19 protein-coding genes and 1 pseudogene are annotated in these 19,027 nt (G+C 64.6%); 8 read left to right on the top strand and 12 right to left on the bottom strand.

From position 1 onward, the window contains the following. Positions 1–66 precede the first annotated feature (66 nt). The 4 genes from ACLBWL_RS17195 to ACLBWL_RS17180 all read left to right on the top strand — a co-directional run bounded on the left by ACLBWL_RS17195 (position 67) and on the right by ACLBWL_RS17180 (position 3,084). Positions 67–1,062 carry an SDR family NAD(P)-dependent oxidoreductase gene (locus tag ACLBWL_RS17195; protein ID WP_447795094.1) on the top strand — a complete coding sequence of 332 codons (996 nt, stop codon included), beginning with the start codon at positions 67–69 and terminating at the stop codon, positions 1,060–1,062. Positions 1,063–1,306: 244 nt separating this feature from the next. Continuing rightward, positions 1,307–1,546, top strand: coding sequence for a hypothetical protein (locus ACLBWL_RS17190; RefSeq protein ID WP_447795092.1), 240 nt, complete (start codon positions 1,307–1,309; stop codon positions 1,544–1,546). A 93-nt stretch (positions 1,547–1,639) separates the two neighbouring features. Further along, a complete protein-coding gene (locus tag ACLBWL_RS17185; protein WP_447795090.1) occupies positions 1,640–2,674 on the top strand; it encodes a M48 family metalloprotease in 1,035 nt (344 codons plus the stop codon). Further along, positions 2,671–3,084 (top strand): J domain-containing protein, encoded by a 414-nt coding sequence (locus ACLBWL_RS17180; RefSeq protein WP_447795088.1) that lies wholly within the window; start codon positions 2,671–2,673, stop codon positions 3,082–3,084. The genes ACLBWL_RS17185 and ACLBWL_RS17180 overlap by 4 nt, the downstream gene beginning before the upstream one ends. Before the next feature lie 42 nt (positions 3,085–3,126). Here ACLBWL_RS17180 and ACLBWL_RS17175 read toward each other — a convergent pair whose 3' ends face one another. From ACLBWL_RS17175 to traA, 8 genes are all read right to left on the bottom strand, one after another. Beyond that, positions 3,127–4,365, bottom strand: a complete 1,239-nt coding sequence (locus ACLBWL_RS17175; protein ID WP_447795087.1) for a sugar transferase — start codon at positions 4,363–4,365, stop codon at positions 3,127–3,129. Between the two features lie 225 nt (positions 4,366–4,590). Further along, positions 4,591–5,478, bottom strand: a complete 888-nt coding sequence (gene rfbA / locus ACLBWL_RS17170) for a glucose-1-phosphate thymidylyltransferase RfbA (RefSeq protein WP_447795085.1) — start codon at positions 5,476–5,478, stop codon at positions 4,591–4,593. Beyond that, positions 5,475–6,377 carry a dTDP-4-dehydrorhamnose reductase gene (gene rfbD / locus ACLBWL_RS17165; protein WP_447795083.1) on the bottom strand — a complete coding sequence of 301 codons (903 nt, stop codon included), beginning with the start codon at positions 6,375–6,377 and terminating at the stop codon, positions 5,475–5,477. Before rfbD ends, rfbA begins: the two co-directional genes overlap by 4 nt. A gap of 11 nt (positions 6,378–6,388) precedes the next feature. After that, complete coding sequence (gene rfbB / locus ACLBWL_RS17160; RefSeq protein ID WP_447795081.1) at positions 6,389–7,444, bottom strand: dTDP-glucose 4,6-dehydratase; 1,056 nt, start codon at positions 7,442–7,444, stop codon at positions 6,389–6,391. A gap of 11 nt (positions 7,445–7,455) precedes the next feature. Beyond that, complete coding sequence (gene rfbC, locus ACLBWL_RS17155) at positions 7,456–8,031, bottom strand: dTDP-4-dehydrorhamnose 3,5-epimerase (RefSeq protein ID WP_447795080.1); 576 nt, start codon at positions 8,029–8,031, stop codon at positions 7,456–7,458. Between the two features lie 219 nt (positions 8,032–8,250). Then, positions 8,251–8,379, bottom strand: coding sequence for a hypothetical protein (locus tag ACLBWL_RS17150; RefSeq protein ID WP_447795078.1), 129 nt, complete (start codon positions 8,377–8,379; stop codon positions 8,251–8,253). 3 nt (positions 8,380–8,382) lie between these two features. Further along, complete coding sequence (locus ACLBWL_RS17145; RefSeq protein WP_447795076.1) at positions 8,383–9,069, bottom strand: DUF6118 family protein; 687 nt, start codon at positions 9,067–9,069, stop codon at positions 8,383–8,385. Positions 9,070–9,079: 10 nt separating this feature from the next. Continuing rightward, a complete protein-coding gene (gene traA, locus ACLBWL_RS17140) occupies positions 9,080–11,971 on the bottom strand; it encodes a Ti-type conjugative transfer relaxase TraA (RefSeq protein WP_447795075.1) in 2,892 nt (963 codons plus the stop codon). A gap of 151 nt (positions 11,972–12,122) precedes the next feature. Between traA and traD the strand changes: the two genes are divergently transcribed. The 4 genes from traD (at position 12,123) to ACLBWL_RS17120 (ending at position 14,852) form a co-directional block, all read left to right on the top strand. Further along, positions 12,123–12,467: a conjugal transfer protein TraD gene (gene traD / locus ACLBWL_RS17135; protein WP_447795073.1), complete on the top strand. Its 345-nt coding sequence runs from the start codon at positions 12,123–12,125 to the stop codon at positions 12,465–12,467. A gap of 22 nt (positions 12,468–12,489) precedes the next feature. Then, positions 12,490–12,717 (top strand): conjugal transfer protein TraD, encoded by a 228-nt coding sequence (locus ACLBWL_RS17130; RefSeq protein WP_447795071.1) that lies wholly within the window; start codon positions 12,490–12,492, stop codon positions 12,715–12,717. A 204-nt stretch (positions 12,718–12,921) separates the two neighbouring features. Further along, complete coding sequence (locus tag ACLBWL_RS17125; RefSeq protein ID WP_447795069.1) at positions 12,922–13,194, top strand: hypothetical protein; 273 nt, start codon at positions 12,922–12,924, stop codon at positions 13,192–13,194. 2 nt (positions 13,195–13,196) lie between these two features. Continuing rightward, the gene (locus ACLBWL_RS17120; RefSeq protein ID WP_447795068.1) at positions 13,197–14,852 is read left to right on the top strand and encodes a type IV secretory system conjugative DNA transfer family protein; all 1,656 of its coding nucleotides are present in this window, start codon (positions 13,197–13,199) and stop codon (positions 14,850–14,852) included. Between the two features lie 81 nt (positions 14,853–14,933). Here the strand turns inward: ACLBWL_RS17120 and ACLBWL_RS17115 are convergent, their stop codons facing one another. From ACLBWL_RS17115 to ACLBWL_RS17100, 4 genes and pseudogenes are all read right to left on the bottom strand, one after another. Further along, positions 14,934–16,496 carry a hypothetical protein gene (locus ACLBWL_RS17115; protein WP_447795066.1) on the bottom strand — a complete coding sequence of 521 codons (1,563 nt, stop codon included), beginning with the start codon at positions 16,494–16,496 and terminating at the stop codon, positions 14,934–14,936. Continuing rightward, entirely contained in the window at positions 16,493–17,128 is a 636-nt protein-coding gene (locus ACLBWL_RS17110) for a methyltransferase domain-containing protein (protein WP_447795064.1), read from the bottom strand. The genes ACLBWL_RS17115 and ACLBWL_RS17110 overlap by 4 nt, the downstream gene beginning before the upstream one ends. Continuing rightward, the gene (locus tag ACLBWL_RS17105; RefSeq protein ID WP_447795063.1) at positions 17,125–18,135 is read right to left on the bottom strand and encodes a glycosyltransferase; all 1,011 of its coding nucleotides are present in this window, start codon (positions 18,133–18,135) and stop codon (positions 17,125–17,127) included. Before ACLBWL_RS17105 ends, ACLBWL_RS17110 begins: the two co-directional genes overlap by 4 nt. Before the next feature lie 666 nt (positions 18,136–18,801). Continuing rightward, positions 18,802–19,027: pseudogene (locus ACLBWL_RS17100) on the bottom strand (opacity protein); the annotation flags it as partial.

The raw sequence follows: 19,027 nt of genomic DNA, 5'->3' as shown, positions 1-19,027 counted from the left end.
CTCCCCCTCTTGCCGTACCCGCTCTTGTGTCTTTAGAGCGCGTCTCGAATTTCCAGGAGTGACCGCATGCGCGTTCTCGTTACCGGCGCGGCCGGGTTCATCGGCTTCACCGTCAGCCGCCACCTGCTCGCCCGCGGCGACACGGTGCTCGGCATCGACAGCCTCAACGACTATTACGACGTCTCGCTGAAGCATGCGCGCCTCGCCGAGCTCGAGAAGCTGGGGGCCGGGTTCGCCTTCAAGCAGGTCGATTTCTCCGATCATGTCGCGCTCGACGCCGCGCTCGAGGCTGAGCACTTCGACCGGATCGTCCATCTCGGCGCGCAGGCCGGTGTCCGCTATTCGATCGAGAACCCGCGCGCCTATCTGCAGGCCAATCTCGCCGGGCATCTCAACATGATCGAGATCGCCCGGCACCGGAAGGTCGAGCATATGGTCTATGCGTCGTCCTCGTCGGTCTATGGCGGCAACGACACGCTGCCGTTCCGCGTCGAGGACCGCGTCGACCAGCCGCTGTCGCTCTATGCCGCCACCAAGAAGGCGGACGAGCTGATGAGCGAGACTTATTCGCATCTCTACCGGATCCCGCAGACGGGCCTGCGCTTCTTCACCGTCTATGGCCCCTGGGGCCGTCCCGACATGGCGATGTGGCTGTTCACCAAGGCGATCCTCGAAGGCCGTCCGATCGACGTGTTCGGCGAGGGGCAGATGCGCCGCGACTTCACCTATATCGACGACATCGTCGCCGGCATCGTCGCCTGCGTCGACAATCCGCCTGCGGACGACGGCGCGCTCAAGGCAGGCGGCAGCGTCAGCCCGCACCGGATCTACAATATCGGCAACAGCCAGTCGGAAGACCTCGGCGAGATGATCTCGCTGATCGAGCAGGCCTGCGGTCGCCCCGCCGAACGCCGGCTGCTGCCGATGCAGCCCGGCGACGTGCGCGATACCTTCGCCGACATCAGCGCGATCCAGAACGATCTCGGCTTCGAACCGCGGACGACGATCGCCGAAGGCGTACCGCGTTTCGTCGCATGGTACCGCGAGTATCACGGCCTCTGAGTCCTCGCGACGATCCGGGCCGATCTCGTCGGTCGACCGCGTGCGCGATGACTTCGAGGATGGAATCCCGTCCGGTACCGGACAGACGAAGGAACTTGCCGTTACGGGCGGAGTTTCAATGTCGTCGTTAAGTCCATGTCGAATATCGCAAATCATCGTGATTTTGAGGTGGACAATACTAACTGATCGGGTCTATGCGGTAGGCAATATTAGGTTCTCTGAATCCTAAAAGGGGATGAAGGCAATGAAACTGAAGGCACTTTACACGGCGATGACGGCGCTTTCGCTCGTTGCGGCGCCGACGATCGCAGCAGCGGCTCCCGTCGCTACCCCGCTGACCCAGCCGGCCAAAGAGTCGGTCGATGGCGACAACGCACTTGCCAGCGGTGGTGGCTTCATCGTCGCCGCATTGGCCGTCGTTGCCGTTGGTCTCGGCATCTATGTAGCCGTCGACAAGAACGACGATTCGCCCAACAGCCCGTAATCGATCTGGTTTACGATAGAAGAACGGCTCGGATGGTTATCCATTCCGGGCCTTTTTCTTGTCTGCCCGCTTAAATCGATCGATTGATCGCCCATGCCTTCGGTCAATCTCCTGCTCGGAATACTCGGTATCGTCGCGTCGATCGCGGTCGAACCCGCAATCGGCGCTGCGTTCGTGCCGGCCGGACACCCAATATCTCCCCCCACATCGGCCCAGATGTCGGCCCAGATATCCGCATCGCCCGGCCGGGAAGCCGATGGGCGCGTGGAGCAGATCGCGTTTCGTCTCGCCACCGCCGGCCGCGCGCACTGTCCTGCGCTCGAACCCGATCTCGGCCTCGTCTTCCAGCATCTTTCGCAGTTCGAGCTGGCCGATCGCCCGGGCATGATCGCCGGACAGGCGCTCGATCGTGGCCCCGGCGTGATCGCGGTCGTGCCGGGCGGTCCTGCGGCACTGGCAGGGATACGCCCCGGCGACGTGATGCTGGCGATCGATGGCCGCGGGATTCCGCCCGAGACCGCGCTTGCCGCACCGTTCGATGCCGCCCGAGCGCATGCCCGCGCCGACACCGTCCGCGACCTGTTCGCACATATGACGGCCACGCCGTTTCCGGTTTCGCTGCTGCGCGACGTAGTGATCACGACCGTCACGGTGACGCCGCGTCTCGCCTGCCCGTCCTACGTCCACCTCGCGCGGTCTAACCAGCGCAACGCCTATGCCGATGGGCGCCACGTCTTCACGACGACCGGTCTGCTGTCGGCGGTCCGGAACGACGACGAGCTGGCGTTCATCATCGCGCACGAGATGGCGCACAACATCCTGCATCACGCGATCGTCATGCGGGGCGGCGACGTCAGGCCCGGCGACGTCAGGCCCGGCGACGTCAGGCAGGGCATCGGCCGCACGCTCGGACGGAGCGGCCGGGTCGTCCGCCAGATCGAACGCGAAGCGGATGCGCTGGGCGGCACCCTGATGCTCGACGCCGGGTTCGATCCGGTCAGGGGCGCCGCCATTCTGGGGCACCTCGGTGGCGGCGATCTGGGTATCGGGCTGTTCGCCGCGCATGACTCCGCCGGCAAGCGGATCGCCGCGATGCGCGCACTGGTCGAGGCACGCGAGGTCCGATGAGCCAGCGCAATTTCTACCAGGTCCTCGGCGTCGCCCGCAACGCCTCGCACCCCGAGATCCGCGCCGCGTTCGTGCGGCTGGCCAAGCATCATCATCCCGACCACGCCCGATCCTCGACGGGCCTGCCGGGCCGCCTGCACGAGATCCAGCAAGCCTATCGCTGCCTGTCGGAGCCAGGCGCCAGAGCCCGGCACGACCATGACCTGGCGGAAAGCGAACGCCTGCACATGGCCCGCCAGCGCCGTGTCCAGGACCGCCTGCATCGCTATGACGGGCGCCATCCCAGGCCCCAACCCACCGCCCCGCCCGCCCCCCGGCTTGGCGCCTATCGCAGGATACGCTGGTGGGCCGTCATCCTACTCGTCGTGAGCGCGCCGATCGTGGCAAGCGTCTCGGGGATTATTCGCTGAATATTTGGCGCTGACTATTTGGCGCTGAGTATTTGGCGGCGATTATTTGGCGCCGAAACCGGTGACCATGATTCCGATGGTGCGGAGCGCGATCAGCAGGTCGAGCCACGACGAGAAGAACTTGATGTAGTAGAAATCATAGTGGAGCTTGACGTGGACGTCGTCGAGCCCGGCGACATGCCCCTGGTTGACCTGCGCCCACCCGGTGATCCCCGGCCGGACGATATGACGATAGGCGTAGAAGGGGAGCTCGCTCTCGTACCAGGTCGACAACGGTACCGCTTCCGGCCGCGGTCCGATCCAGCTCATCTCGCCGCGCAGGATGTTGATGATCTGCGGCAGCTCGTCGATCCGCGAACGCCGCAGGAAGCGGCCGATACCGGTGATGCGGTCGTCGGCATCGCGGGTGATCGCCGAGTGGCGTGCCGCGACGTCGCCGGTCGTGGCAGACTGTTCGACCATCGTGCGGAACTTGATCATGTCGAAGGGTACACCGCGATATCCCATGCGCGGCTGGCGGAACAGGACGGGCCCGGGCGAGCTGATCCGCACCAGCAGCGCAACGACGAGCAGTGGCAGCAGCAGGATCGGCAGCAGCACGATGCTCGCGGCGACGTCGATCGTCCGCTTGATCCCGCGATACCCAAGCGCGGGCAACAACGACCCGAAACTGTTCTCGGACAGATGCTCGATCTGCACGCGCCCGGTCAGCGATTCCCGCAACTGCTTGGTATGATAGACGGGAATGCCCGAGATCGCCGCCTGCGCCAGCATCCGTTCCCATTCGGGCGAATGGCTCGATCGCAGATCGACGACGATCGAGGCATGGGGGTCGTCTGGGACGACCGGTTCGACGAGCTCGATCCAGTCGATCTCAGGCGTATCGTCGACGATGCCGATCTTTCCGACAGGCACGTAATACATGCGCTGCGGCGCCGCATTCTGATTGAAATAGCCGAGCAGGAACGTCGCGGCCACCGATGCGAGATAGCCGGTGAGCAGCATCGAACCGCTGTAGCTGATGCGCGACGTCAATAGGATCGCCGCAGCGACCCCGAACGTCGTCGAGAAGGCGGGCAGGATGAAGCCGAACGCCCGCGATCCGGGGTAGATCGTGACGCGCCGAAAGACGAGCAATGCGGTCACGGCCGCGATCAGCGAGGTCAACTGCGTGTTGCCCGTGCTCGACAGGTCGAGGGACAGTGTACCAGACGTTATCAAGGGGGCGATCAACGGCACGAAATACGCGGTTGCCGCTATCGTCAGGAGGGGCTTGAGCAATCGGACATCGGTATTGCTTGCCCGCGTGGATCGCCCATGATCGCTAGTTACAAGCAAGAACCACCCCATACCGAATTAACAGCGCGTACGCTTTTGGCAGAGCCGCTACAAAATCAACTTAAATAGCGCGGTATGCCTCGTATCGCTTTCCGGCAAGCAATAGAGACCTGCTTGCCGCCTGGATGGCAGTTATAGACGATCGTCCTTTCCCGGTAAGCGGATTGCCTATCCCGGAAATCCGGTTTCCCGGTCGGAAACGGCGTTCAGTATTGCGCGTCCATACGCGGTTTTGATGAATCGTTCACCGGCCGTACGGGCTTGCTCGGCCGTGATGAAGCCCTGCTGGAACGCGATCTCTTCCAGGCACGCAATCTGGATGCCCTGTCGGTTCTGGATGGTACGAACAAACTCGCTCGCCTCGAGCAGGCTGTCGTGCGTGCCGGTGTCGAGCCAGGCATAGCCACGCCCCATCTGTTCGACGAACAGATCGCCTGCATCCATGTAAAGACGGTTGAGATCGGTGATCTCGAGTTCGCCACGCGGCGATGGCTTCAGATCGCGGGCGAACTGCACGACGCGATTGTCGTAGAAATACAGACCCGTCACCGCATAGTGTGATTTTGGGTTCAGAGGCTTTTCCTCGAGGCTGACCGCCTTGCCGCCTTCGCCGAACTCGACCACGCCGTAGCGCTCGGGATCCTCGACACGGTAGGAGAACACCGTTGCGCGCCCCTTGCGCGCGACCGCGTTCGCCAGCAGGTCGCTCAGATGCGCGCCGAAGAAGATGTTGTCGCCGAGCACGAGCGCGACATCGTCGTCGCCGATGAAGTCCGCGCCGATCGTGAAGGCCTGGGCGAGGCCCTCGGGTTTGGGCTGTTCGGCATAGGAGATGGCAAGGCCGAACGCCGACCCATCCTCGAACAGCCGACGGTAATTGTCGATATATTCGGGGCTCGAGATGATCAGGATGTCGCGGATGCCGGCGAGCATCAGCACCGACAGCGGGTAGTAGATCATCGGCTTGTCGTAGACCGGCAGCAGCTGCTTGTTCACGGCGAGCGTCGCCGGATGCAGCCGCGTCCCCGAACCGCCGGCGAGAATGATGCCCTTCATTGGGAGATGTCCTTCTTGGGGGCCCCGAGCAGCTCGTCGAGGATGTTGCCGAGCGCGGTCTGCCAGGCTGGGGGATGGATGCCGTAATCGCGCGTGATCGCGGCGTGGCTGAGCAGCGAATTGGCGGGGCGCGTCGCCGGGGTCGGATAATCGCTGGTCGCAATGCCCTGAACCTCGGCGCTGGCCCCGCCGCGTGCCGCGCTCTGCGCGAAGATTTCGCGGGCGAAACCTGCCCAGGTCACTGCGCCTGCGTTGCTGAAATGATAGGTGCCGGTGGGGGCGGCGGGATCGTCGACGAGGCGCATCGCGATCGTCGCGAGCGCAGCCGCGAGATCGATCGCGGACGTCGGGCTGCCCTGCTGGTCGTCGACCACGCGCAAGCTCGGGGTGGTCGCGCCGACGCGGAGCATGGTCTTGACGAAGTTGTTGCCGTGCGCGCTGACCACCCACGCGGTGCGGACGATCGCGTGGCGGGCGCCCGAGGTCCGGACCGCGAGTTCGCCGCCAAGCTTGGACGCGCCGTAGACGCCGAGCGGCGCGACCGGATCGTTGACGTCCCACGCGCCGTCGCGGGCGCCGTCGAAGACGTAATCGGTCGAGACCTGAACGATCGGGATACCCGCCTTCGCGCAGGCTTCGGCAAACGCCGCAGGGGCCATGGCGTTGACCGCCCAGGCGGTGACGATGTCGCTCTCGGCCTTGTCGACTGCGGTATAGGCGCCGGCCGAGATCACCGCGGCCCAGGGCCTGGACGCGACCATATCCGCGATCGCCGCGGTATCACGCAGGTCGAGCTCGTCGATGTCGATCGCAGTGACCGCCCAGCCGTCGGGCCAGGGATAGCGCCTCAGCTCGGTGCCGAGCTGGCCGTTCCCGCCGGTGACGAGAATTTGCTTCATGCGGCCCTCGCTCATACCGAGAGCCCGCGGCGCTGGTCGGCGCTGTGCTCGGCGACGATCGCCTGCCACCAGTCCTGGTTGTCGAGATACCAGGCGACGGTCTTCTCGATCCCGGTCTCGAACGTCTCGGCCGGCTCCCAGCCAAGCTCGTCCTTGATCCGGGTCGCGTCGATCGCATAGCGCTTGTCGTGGCCGGGGCGGTCGGCGACATAGGTGATCTGCGTCGCATAGGACTGACCGTCGGCGCGCGGGCGCAGCCGGTCGAGAATCGCGCAGACGGTCTTCACGACCTCGAGGTTCTGCTTCTCGGTGTTGCCACCGACATTGTAGGTCCGGCCGGGCTCGCCCTTTTCGAACACCGCGTGCAGCGCGCGGACGTGATCCTCGACGAACAGCCAGTCGCGGACCTGATCGCCCTTGCCGTAGACCGGGAGGTCGGCGCCGGCGAGCGCCTTGACGATCATCAGCGGGATCAGCTTTTCCGGGAAGTGGTAGGGCCCGTAATTGTTTGAGCAGTTGGTGATCAGCACCGGCAGCCCGAACGTGTGCCCCCACGCGCTGACGAGATGATCTGAGCCCGCCTTCGACGCCGAATAGGGCGAACGCGGATCGTACGGCGTCTCCTCGGTGAACAGCCCGGTATCGCCGAGCGAGCCGTAGACCTCGTCGGTCGAGATGTGATGGAACCGGAACGCCGCCTTCGCGTCGTTATCCAGCGACAGCCAATAGCCGCGCGCCTCTGCGAGCATCGTGTAAGTGCCGACGACGTTGGTCTGGACGAACGCGCCGGGACCGTCGATCGAGCGATCGACATGGCTCTCGGCCGCGAGATGCGTGATCACGTCGGGTTTGAACTCGGCGATCGCCGCGCGGACCGCGTCGGCATCGCAGATGTCGCCCTGGACGAAGCGGTAGCGGTTCGACTGCGCGACGCGCTCGACGGTCGTCAGCGTCCCGGCATAGGTCAGCTTGTCGAAGTTGAGCACCTCGTGGCTGGTGGTCTCGATCAGGTGACGGACGAGCGCCGAGCCGATGAATCCCGCGCCCCCGGTTACGAAAATGCGCATCAATCTATCCTTCAGACGAGCGGGACGAGCGGACGTCCGTCATAGGGGAATGGGCTGTGGAACTCTGTCAGCAGCGGCTGGACCTTGTCCTTCGCACTGAGCTCGGGAAACGTGCCGATCGGGATCGGCCAGGCGATCCCCCCCGCGCCGATCGCCGGATCGTCCCAGCGTAGGCCGCGATCGGTTTCGGGTGCATAGGTGTCCGAACATTTGTAGACAACTTCGCAATCGGGCTCGAGCGTCAGGAAGCCGTGCGCGAAACCGACCGGGATGAAAAGTTGGTCGCCGGTCTGCGCCGACAATTCCATTCCAACCCACTTGCCAAAGGTCGGCGACCCCTTGCGAATATCGACCGCGACGTCGAAAATTCGTCCTCTAATGCACCGCACCAGCTTGTCCTGCCCCCGCGGCGGGGTCTGGAAATGCAGGCCACGCAGCGTGAACGCGGACACCGACAGCGAATGATTATCTTGTACGAAACGACACTCGATACCGCATCTTGTAAAAGTATCGACGTTATAGGTTTCGGTGAACCACCCGCGGGAGTCACCATGTCGCTTGGAGCGGATCAGTTGAACGGAAGACATTGCCTGGCGGCATAGCCTCACGTTCATTCATGAGCAATTGATGGGTTCACCATGGGGCTTGCCGAATCTCATCATGCCGGCACCCTCACTACGATGCAAAAACCGGTTTCAGCCTGATACTCTTAGCTAAGGACATGGTTCGATTCCACCGTCGTGGTCTAGGAACAGCAGCACTCGCGCCGCGCACGCGCTTCTGGTTTGAACACGTAGTCCAGCCATCTACTCATACCGCCACGCAACCAGTCGCCTTGCCCAGCCTTGCGGCTCGATCCGCGCCTCATCGCATAGCGCCTGATCCAGCATGGCCTCGAGCGCAGCGCGATACTGTACGGGCACATCATCAGCCATGTCTTAACCTTCCGGCTTCACCTCGATCGCACAGTGCACGGGCTTCCCTGCCCTGCCAGCCCGCTTGCGACAGGCCTGCAGCATATCACGATCAGCAGTCACCAGCCGGTTACCTGCAACGATGCTGGCGAACGCTCTGGGCGATGCCGCCCGCATCAGGCGCTGGCCGCCTTCCCACATCGGCATGCGCAACGTCCGCGCCGCCATACGTTCCGGCGACAGCCAGCTCGACGGTAGGCTGCGCACGATCGGGCCTGCGAGGATCGCCCACAACAGCGCACCCACCAATAGCGCGGTCAGACTGGCGCGCCGATGCTGGCGCCGCTGATCCTCGGCCATGACATGCGAATCCAGCTGACGACCGAGCCTTGTTGCGACCTCCTCGATCACCTGCCGGGCAGCGGCGATGGCACGGCGATCCTCGTTCCGCCCCGCAGTACCGATCTCTATGATCTGCCGGCCGATTTCATGCGGAGTAAGCGCTAGCGCCGGACTGTTTACCACCGCATCAATGCGCTGCGCCGTCGCGGAGAGGTTCCGGGACATGATCCCCAGCGTCTCCGCATAGTCCGGCGTGTCCGACGGTTCGGCGCGCTCGGCCGCCAGCCGATCGACCGCGCTACGCATCAACGACACCTCGGCACGAAGGTCCTCGAATGCCCGTGCCGCCTCGTCTTCGCCGTCCGCCATCCGCTATCTCCTATCGGCTCAAATCGTGATCCTGCTGCCGGTCGCGCTCCAATTGCCTCTGGCGATCGAGCACCTGCTCGATCGCCAGCGCCCTCTCGATGCGGATCCCCAGCTCGGGTGCGCGGCGGGCCAGCTCTTCCTGCAGCATGGGGTCGTGCCGGAGGTCGTCGACCATGACGGCCATGCGCCGCGCGACGGGGCCTGTACGGGCGTCACCACGTTCGGCCTCCAGCACCCGCCAATGCTCCATGAATCGGTCGGCACGCAGCGCCGGGTCGGCCCGGACGCGGGCTTCCTCGGCCAGAGCACGGGACGCGGCCCTCATGTCGCCAGCCGCGACATCCCGGGCCAGCTGCGGATTGCGCGCGAACGCCGACGCAAGATCGCTGCTGCTGCTGTAGCGAGCCCTGTCGAGCGCCTCGCCGGCACGCGCCAGTGCGGTTTCCTGGTACGCCAACACTGGGAGATCCTTGTCCTGCATGCGCGCGATATCGACCGCGGCACGGGCATAACGCTGGATCGCCTTCGCCTCACCCGGACGGGTCGCGCCGTCGGGCTCATGCACGAACGATGCGACCTCCTGCGGCTTGGGTCTGAACCCGGCGAACATCGAACGCGCCTTGGCCTCGACCTTCTCGATGATCTCACGCGCCCGCTCCGGCAGTCGGATCTCGCGCCTGTCGGCAAAGGCACGAGCGGCCTCCTCGGGCTCGGCCGCATAGTCCGCCGCCATGTCCTTCGACCGGTCGCGCGACAGTACCGCGGCGAGCTTCGCCTCGCTTACAAAATCGTCGCGGCCATAATGCAGCTGTACCCCGTCCCGGTGCCGCGACAGGGCGACATAGGCGGCGTGCCGGTCCATGCCGGGCGTAGCGAGCACGTCGACGCGGTCGACCGTCACGCCCTGCGATTTGTGGATGGTGGCGGCATAGCCATGATCGACATGGGCATAGTCCTTGAGGTCGAACCCGACCTGACGCCCGTCATCAAGCCTGACTCCCATGTGCCCGGCAGATACCTGCTCGATCGTGCCCAGCGTACCGTTCTTCACCCCCAGCCCGCGCTCGTTACGCAGGAACATGATCCGGTCGCCGGTCGCGAACTGCCGTTCGCCGCGCTCCGCCTGCACGGCGACGTCGTCGCCAAGGTCGCCAGTTGCGCGCAGCCGTTCACGCGCTTCGCCGTTGAGCACCAGCACCTCGGCGTTGGTATGGGTAAGGATCATACGGGTCGAACCCGGCTCTGCCTGGCGCTGCCTGTCCCAGCCCTCCACAAGTGCGGCCCTGGCCGCCTCACGCGTGTCCGCCGCGTGCACCATGCCGTGCTCGCGGTACGCGCCGATCGCCTCGGATGTCCTACCGGTCGCAAGCCACCGGGTCGCGTCACGCTGCCAAGCAGCCCGCTGCCGACGGATCTCGGTGATCTCGGCCGCACCGTGCCGCTCGCTGATCGACCGGAATGCCGCCCCCGCCTCGATCGCCTGCAACTGCTCGGGGTCCCCCACCAACACGACCTTGGCACCGGCCCGGTCCGCAGCCGACAGCAGCCGCTCCATCTGCCGCGTACCAATCATGCCCGCCTCGTCGACCACCAGCACGTCGCGGGGCCCAAGCTGTTCACGGTCTCTGCCCCATGCATATTCGAGGCTCGCGATGGTGCGCGACGTGATGCCGGAACCGCTCTCCAGATTCTCCGCTGCAATGCCGGACAATGCGGCACCGCGCACCGTGTAGCCGGCATCTTCCCACGCCTCGCGGGCGACACCCAGCATCGCCGACTTGCCGCTGCCGGCATAGCCCACAACGGACGCAAGTCCGTCGCGTTCGGTGATCCTCCCAAGCGCGTCCCGCTGCTCGTCGGACAAGGTAAGCCCCCTGCCCTGCGCCGCGCCCAGGGCGCGCTGAACGCGAGTAGCAGCGACGAAGTGATCCCTGCTCTCTACAAGCCTGTCGGACGCCCGCTCCAGCCGCACCTCGGTCGCGATCATTTCACGGCTCGTGAACCGCTCGTTGCCACCCCCGTCCTTGCCCAGCGCGACGAGGTCCGGCGACGCCTTCGCAGCCGCCATCACCCGGGTATACTGATCCTTCCCGTCCGAATGCCGGAACGCGAACAGGGCAAGGTCGCGGTTGGTGAATGTCGCCTGCGTCCGCGTGATCGCATCGAGCGCGATATTCGGATCGGCGATGATACGCTCGCCGTTCTCGCGCGCGATACGGTCGTGATCCTCGAGCCGCTCGGCTTCGAGCCCCTGCCCCGGTCGCCGCGAGGCCGCTGGCCCGATCTTGTGTTGCGGCTCGAGCGCGATGCCCTGTTCGGCATAGGAGCGATGATCGATCCGCGCGTCGATACCGAGGTCCGCCAGTCGCTCGTTGACGTGCGCGCTCCACGCCTCCCGCCAGTGCTGCAACAACTCGTTGCGGTTCCAGTCGCGCGCCTTCTGGCCAAAGCCGTCAGGCCCCACTTCGCGCATCGCCAGCATGACATGTGCGTGCGGCTTCGGGGTGCCGTCCTCGGCCTTGTCCCAGTGCACATTGAGATCCGCGACCATGCCGCGCTTCACGAACTGCTCCGCGACAAAATCGCGCGCGAGCGAGATGCCCTGTTCACGGTTCATCTCACGCGGGATCGAAAACTCGATCTCCCGGGCGAGCTGCGCGTCCTTGCGCTTCTCCGCCGCCTCCACCTCGTTCCAGAGAGTCGTGCGATCCTGCAACCGCTCGGGCGCGCCATCGGGCAACATCACTCCGGAGTGAACAACGCCACTTTTTTTCGTGAAGTTATGATGCCGTTCCAGACGGTTATCGAACAGGTCCGAAGCAGAGCGATATGCAGCCGCAGCAACGGCGCTGGAACCGTTCGCGCGACTGATGACCTTGGCGGAAAAGTGGTAGATCGCCATGACGCCGCGTCTTTTAAACTTCTGAGCGTACGTCGGCAACGACGTATAAGCGCGCACTTACGACCACTTCGGTTGGTCGCTCATGACTTGTAGCTGTAACACGTGAGGGGCATAGTCTGCCTTCGTGATGAGCCATGCAGGAACAGACACGATGCGTAAAGTCCGGGACTATGACGCCGAGCTCAAAGCGCTGAACGATCGCGCACGAGACCTCAAAGCGAAGAAGATTCAACAGCTTGGTGAGCTGGTCGTCGCAACAGGTGCTCAAGGACTCGAGCCTGAGACCCTTGCAGGTGTGCTGCTTGCTGCGGTTGCGGCAGATGATGCTGATCAGAAGGAGGCGTGGCGTGCAACCGGCGCTGCCTTCTTTCAGCGACGAAGCCGCAAGGCCGTTTCAGACGTCGCTCCAAGGGGTAAGGCGAAGCCTGACGGCCATAGCGACGGCGGAGCGGCGCAACAGGGTCCTGGTCCTGCGTCTGGAAGCAGCGCGGCGTAGAACTGATACACGGGGCTGGGTCGTGCAACGTCGTGAACGCACCCGCCACCTGATCGAACTGGGCGGCCTCGTTCAAAAGGCCGGCCTGGTCGATCTCACCGACGACGATCGCGCCACCATCTACGGTGCGTTGCTGGAGCTGGTCGGTCGTGCCCGTGCCGACGATACCGGCAACACGCTTGCCTTGTGGAAGCGGCGCGGGAAGCGGGCATTCGACACGGAAGGTACGTCACCGGAGAAGGTCCCGTGATGAACAAAGGCAACGCGTCTCGAGCTCGGCGGATCGCCGGCTTGGTAGGCACATCTTCGGCGCAGAACCGGCGTCGGCGATGACGCTACGTGTCCTCCCTATTTGCCGCCCGCAGCTCAGTCAGAGTGACCGCCATGACGTTGGCCGGGCTGCGTTAGAGCGTGCACCTGCGAACGGCTTCTCTCCCCATCCGGAGACAGTGCAATGACAGCAATTCCTGTGGCCGTATCCCATTCCTGGCAGCTCCAGATGGTGGGACTGGGAAGCCGCTGCGTCACACCCGATCTGCACGACAGGCTGGTGCACCTGTTCGACCTGCTACCGCAGACCCGGCTCATCGACATCGAAACCGACGCAGGCAGCGTCAGCATCTCGCGAGACTGGCCCAGCGACCGCATGGAAGAGGTGGCGGCGATCGAGGCGGAGATCACCGCCCTGCCCGGGATCGTCCGCCTCACCCTCTTCCAGGCGGCGTGACGATGGCGTGGTTTCGCCAGCTCACCCGCGCCTCGCGCAACCTCGTCCGTATCGCGCGGCAGAACCCGGTCTGGGCGATCCAGAGCCTGGTGTTTGCCCCTTTCCGCTTCGCCCGCCATCTGCTCGGCGTCGTCGTGCTTATGCTGGCCGTGGCGATCGTCCTGATCCTCGGCACGGACGGGCTGATCTGGTATTTCAGCCTGGCCCGCTATCCGACGCTCGTCGCGATCAGCCAGGTGCTGATCTGGCTCATCATTTTGGCCGTACCGCTACACGCGCTCTTCCAGCCCCTGATCCTGCGTTATGGTGGCGCAGACGCTGACGACACTCATGGCTCCGCCCGCTTTGCGACCGACGTCGAGACGCGCGATTTGATGGGCGACGCCGGTCTCCTGATCGGCCGCGACCGCAAGTCCGGCAAGCTGCTGCGCTACCTGGGTCCCGCCCATCTGCTGACGATTGCGCCGACGCGCAGCGGCAAGGGTGTCGGCACCATCATCCCGAACCTGCTCGACTATCCCTTCGCTTGCGTCTGCATCGATCCCAAGGGCGAGAATGCCCTCATCGCCGCGCGTCAGCGCAGGGGCTTCGGACCCGTCCACGTTCTCGACCCGTTCGGCATCACCGGCCTGGTGCCGGCCGCGTTCAACCCGCTAGACCGCATCGATCCGACCGGCCTCGATGTTGCCGACGACTGCTTGACCCTCGCTGACGCGCTGGTCCACGATGCGCACAACCAGCAGACCGAGGCGCACTGGAACGAGGAGGCCAAGGCACTGATCGCCGGCTTGCTGATGCACATCCTGGCGCGTGAGCCCGCCTCCACCAGGACCCTTGCCACGCTGCGCGAGCATCTGACGCTGGCGCCGGCCGCCTTCCTTGCCCTGCTCGAACGGATGCAAGGCATGGGCGGTCTGGTCGCGCGCGCCGCCAATCGACACCTTGGCAAGTCCGGTCGCGAAGCCGCGGGCGTGCTGTCGTCGGCGCAGCGCCATACCCACTTCCTTGACTCACCACGCATGACCGCGACGCTCGGCCACTCGGATTTCCGCTTCGCCGACCTCAAGGAACGACCGGCGAGCATCTTCCTCGTCCTGCCACCCGACCGGCTCGACACCTATGCCCGCTGGCTTCGCCTGATGGTAGCCCAGGCGCTGACCGAACTTGCACGGACGCCGGGACGCCCGGTCTGGCCGGTGCTGTTCCTGCTCGACGAGTTCGCAGCACTTGGCCACCTTGAGCCGGTCGAGCGCGCGATGGGACTGATGGCGGGCTATGGGATCCAGCTCTGGCCGATCGTGCAGGACATCCACCAGTTGCGCGCGCTGTACGGCCAGCGAGCGGGCACCTTCCTGTCAAACGCAGGCGTCCTGCAGGTGTTTGGTGTCAACGATCAGCAGAGTGCCAAGCTCGTCTCCGACCTGCTCGGCCAGGAGACGGTCGTGTTCGAAACAATGAGCCGGGCACTCGACGGCGAGGGGACCGGGATAACCTGCGGTCAGCAACATGTCGGCCGGCCGCTCCTTACCCCTGACGAGGTTCGCACGCTCAGCCCTGACCGCCAACTTCTGTTTCTCGCCGCGCAGCGGCCCCTCATCGCCACCAAACTACGCTATTATGCGGATCGCGAATTCGCCGGGCGGTTCGATGCAGCTTGATTAACCCGGACGGCGCAAGAACAGCCTGCATAACCTTCTAACTGTAAATTTGGCAGAGCTCTTACCAAACGCATTGAAGATTCAGCGCGACAGATGGAGCGTCAGGGATCCGCTTTGCTCGCGTCGGGGATAGGCGGCGTCGATCGCACTGGCGATGACCGGGTTATAGCGTTCATCGTAGGGGTAATCGCCGCGGTCGCCGACGGTGATGAAGAAACCGAACCGGTGGTCGTGGATCAGCCTGGCGAAGGCTGCTTCGTCGTAAAGCCCCGCATGGCCCAACTCCGCGACGATCGCAGGTTCCCACATCACCGGTCGCCCCGCGCGGATCAGCAAGACCATCTCGTCGGATATGACGGGTTTGGGCGAGCGCGCGATGCGCGCCACGAGATCGTGGTGGAGGCCATCGGCGACGCGGACCTCGCGGACCGCCGCAAGCGAGCGATAGGCATGGATCGGCAGTCCTGCCAGGACCATCGCGACCAGCAGCGCACGCGGCCAGGGCCGGTCGTCGAGCGCGACGGCGAGTACCGGCACGACGCCGATGCCCACGAACACGGCGATCGCGCACAGCCATTCGATCAGATAATTGTCGGTCGCACCCGATTTCAGGATGGTCGGCAGCATCACCGTCTTCAGGACGAGAAACGCCAACATCAGGACCACGGCGAAATCGCAGCGCCCCCCCTGCCCCCCCTGCGCGCGCAGTCTTGCGCGCAGCGTCTTGAACGTGGTCGGGCGCAGGCGATGCCACGTCGCGCCGACCGCCAGCGCGGCGATCGCGATGGCGACGATCTGCGGCATCAGAATGAGCGGCAACAGCATCGCGCGCGACGGATCGAACCGGTTCAGATTGTACACCACCGTATGCCGCAGGAACCCGCCCGCTGTCATGACGCTCAACCCCGCCAATGCACCAAGACCCAGCACGGCGCACAACCCGAACAGCGTCCAGGCGGTGCTGGGACGCACCAGCCACAGCGCCGCGAACGCGGCGATCGGCGCGGCAATCGAGGTCTGCTTGGTGTAGATCGCCAGGACGAAGCAGAGCGCCGCCAGGATCAGGCGGCCGCGATGCTCCACGGCACCCAGCGTCAGCCACAGCCCGGCCGGCGATAGCGCGGCCGCCAGCATGTCGACGCGCATATACCCCGCCCAGACCGCGATCGTCGGGATGCTGGCGACATACCCGCCCGCGATGATCGCCGCGAGGATACGGACGCGCCGGCGGGTGTCGGACGGGATCGCCGCGAACGTAAGACGCCCGATCGCCACGATCATGACTAGCGTCGCGGCGAGCGAAATCAGCCGCCCGGTCGCCAGCCCATCGCTGCCGAACAGCGCCGACGCCGCGCCGACGACGAGATGATAGACCGGCGGGTAGTGATAGACGATCGCGGGGTAGACGCCGAGCGGTGCGTAGCCGCGGCCCGCGACGATATTGATCATCTGCTGCCAGACGATCCCCTCCCCGTAATCCAGATCATAGGGGTAGAATGCGTTGACCCACCCCGTGCGGATCAGCCTGACCAGGTCGCCCGCCAGCAACGCGAGCGTGAGCGCAAGGCTGATCCAGATCGCCCCGATCGCCCAACGTCGTGCTTTCGATCTTGCGGCATCGTCTTTCAGCGCTGGGTCGATCATCGCAGGCGCGCGACGACGAGCATCTGCTTGCCCATCGGCTTGAACGGCGAGCGGAGATAGGCACCGATCAGCGGCGCCCAGACCGGCAGGCGGGACTTCACCGTTAGCGGCAGGAACCGCGGCCGGACCTCGATCACGTCCCAGCCATGCGCTGTCAGAAGGTCAGCGAGGCTGATATGCGAATAGACCGCGACATGCGTGTAATCGTCAAAATACTCGCGAAAGGCATAGCGGTAATTGGGCTGGAGGATGGTCAGCGTGCCGCGCCCCGACAGCGTCCGGGCGATCTCGCCGAGCGCCGTGACGAACGCGGCCTGCGGCAAATGCTCGAACAGGTTCGAGGCGAAGGCGAAATCGACGCTGCCCGCCTCGATCGCGGCGAGATCGGTGACGGGCGCGACATGCGCTTCGACGCCCGGGGCGACATGGTCCGCCAGGCCGAGCCAGGTGTCGACCGCGATCCGACGCCGCGCGGTGACGCTGTTGATGAAGTCGCCATACCCCGCGCCAAGATCGAGCACGCAGGCATCGGCCGCGATCCGGTGGCGAAAGACATAGTGCCACAGCGCGCGCCACACCGCGCCGCGCCGATGATCCTCGGCCAGCCGCGAGCCATGATAATCGCCGCTCATGCGTAGCGTTTCCAGTCCGACAACAGACCGTAGATCATCCGCGTGCCGACCGAGAATCCGCGCCAGTTGTTGACGTTGCCGCCCTTGCTGACGCCAATTCGCGCGTGAAACGTGATGGGGCATTCGAGCAGCAGAAGACCGCGTCGCAGCACCGTATCGAGGAAATGCGCGTTGAACTCGAGGTTCACCGCCGGGTTGAGATGCGGCAGCAGGCCGATCAGCGCATCGCGACGGCACAGCTTGTAGGTGGTGCCGACGTCGGTGATCGTGCCGCGCCCGAGATGCTTGGCCTCGAGCAGCTTGCCGACGAACAGATTGCCGTAATACATGAACGCGGTCAGCTGGGTCAGATACTGCCGCAGCGGCTCGACCGTGCGTGATCCGTTCACGACATCGGCATGCGGCGCATAGGCGAGCAGTTTCTCGATGTCATAGGCGCGGAACGTGCTGTCCCCCTCGCACAGCACGACGAACTCGGTATCCTCGAACCGGACCGCTTCGCTCAGGCACCGGTAGACGCAGCGGCCATAGCCCGGCGCCAGCTCGTCGAACGTCAGCGCGCCAGCGAGTTCGGCCCGTGCGTAAGTCGCATCGCTGCTGTTGTTGCTGACGACGATGACGCGCTCGACCAGCGGATGCGTGAGGAAATCCTCGACCGTGCCGGCGATGCTGTCCTCGTCGTTATACGCGGTCAGCGCTACGGTGACGCGGCGTCGCTGGACCGGGATATAGCGGACCGGAACGTCGGGCTTCTTGTGCTGGAGCATGTACAGCAGGTCGAACAGCACAAGCGTGATGCCGACCATGATCGGCACGCCGCTATACCAGACCAGCCACCCGGCGACCGGATCGAGCAGATCGTGCAGCCCGAGCAGATAGCGCGGAAGGACCAGCAGGACGCCGGTGATGTACATCGCCATCCCGAAAATGAAACACAGCACGCCGTACAGCAGGAACGGCTGATTGAGCGGGTGAACCACCGCGTGGTCGAGTTTATCGCTCGGCATCGTCGCACCCCCGTTATGCCGTAGTCGATCGCCCGGCACGGTCGGTTTAATCGGAGATGGTTAACGACCTCCTCTAGGTCGTTAGCGTCACGTTTCCGGGGACAGCAGAAGGCGTGGTCGATGCATCACCATGTCGACATGTTGGAATATAGACATGTAGATCATGCCGAGCCCGCCGACGATGACGTACCTGCGGTATTGATAGGATCGGAGGTAGGCTTAGCGACGCACAAAATCAGATACGTATTTGCGAAAACCCGCGTTTTGCGTCGTCTTGACGCTTTCCCAGGTCGGAACCGGGCCTGGTTCCTATTCCTATCTGTGGCGGCACGAGCGCTGCAAGGGATAGGGAAGGCCGCGCAGTGCGCCCCAGCGTCATCGCGCTGGCGGTACAAAGCGCCAAGGACGACGGCGCGCGCCGATGACATCCACCCCGCCAGCGAAGGAAGCCCGTTCGGTCGGAGGGGTCGTCCAAAGGTGCCAAGATGCATTCTGGCGGCTTGTAGGTAGGTCATGTTCCGAGCAGCGGAAACAGGGCCGCGATTGTAGATCGATCCTGCGGTGTTTGCAGTCGATCGAGCCCGGACACACGAAAGGCGGGAAGTGACCGATGCCACTCCCCGCCCCCGTTACGCGCCTCGCGTGTGCCCGATACCGGGCCGTCGCTTAGAAGTGCGTGATGATGCCGAGCATCGGGCGGAAGCTCTGCGCTGCGCCGAAGGTGTTGACCTCGGCGCGGATGCGGAACCCGGCGTTGCCGGTGAGACCCTTTAGGCCGATGCTCTGCGGACCGACTTCGGCGCCGATGCCGTAGGTGATCGCGTTATAGTCGCGGTTGGTGTTGCCGCCATTGGTCGCGAACTGCGAGAAATGGTCGAAGTTCACCCACTGG

It is taken from the genome of Sphingomonas sp. M1A8_2b, assembly GCF_053345535.1.
The sequence above is the reverse complement of the archived record's forward strand: the minus strand, read 5'-3'. Positions and strand labels throughout refer to the sequence as shown.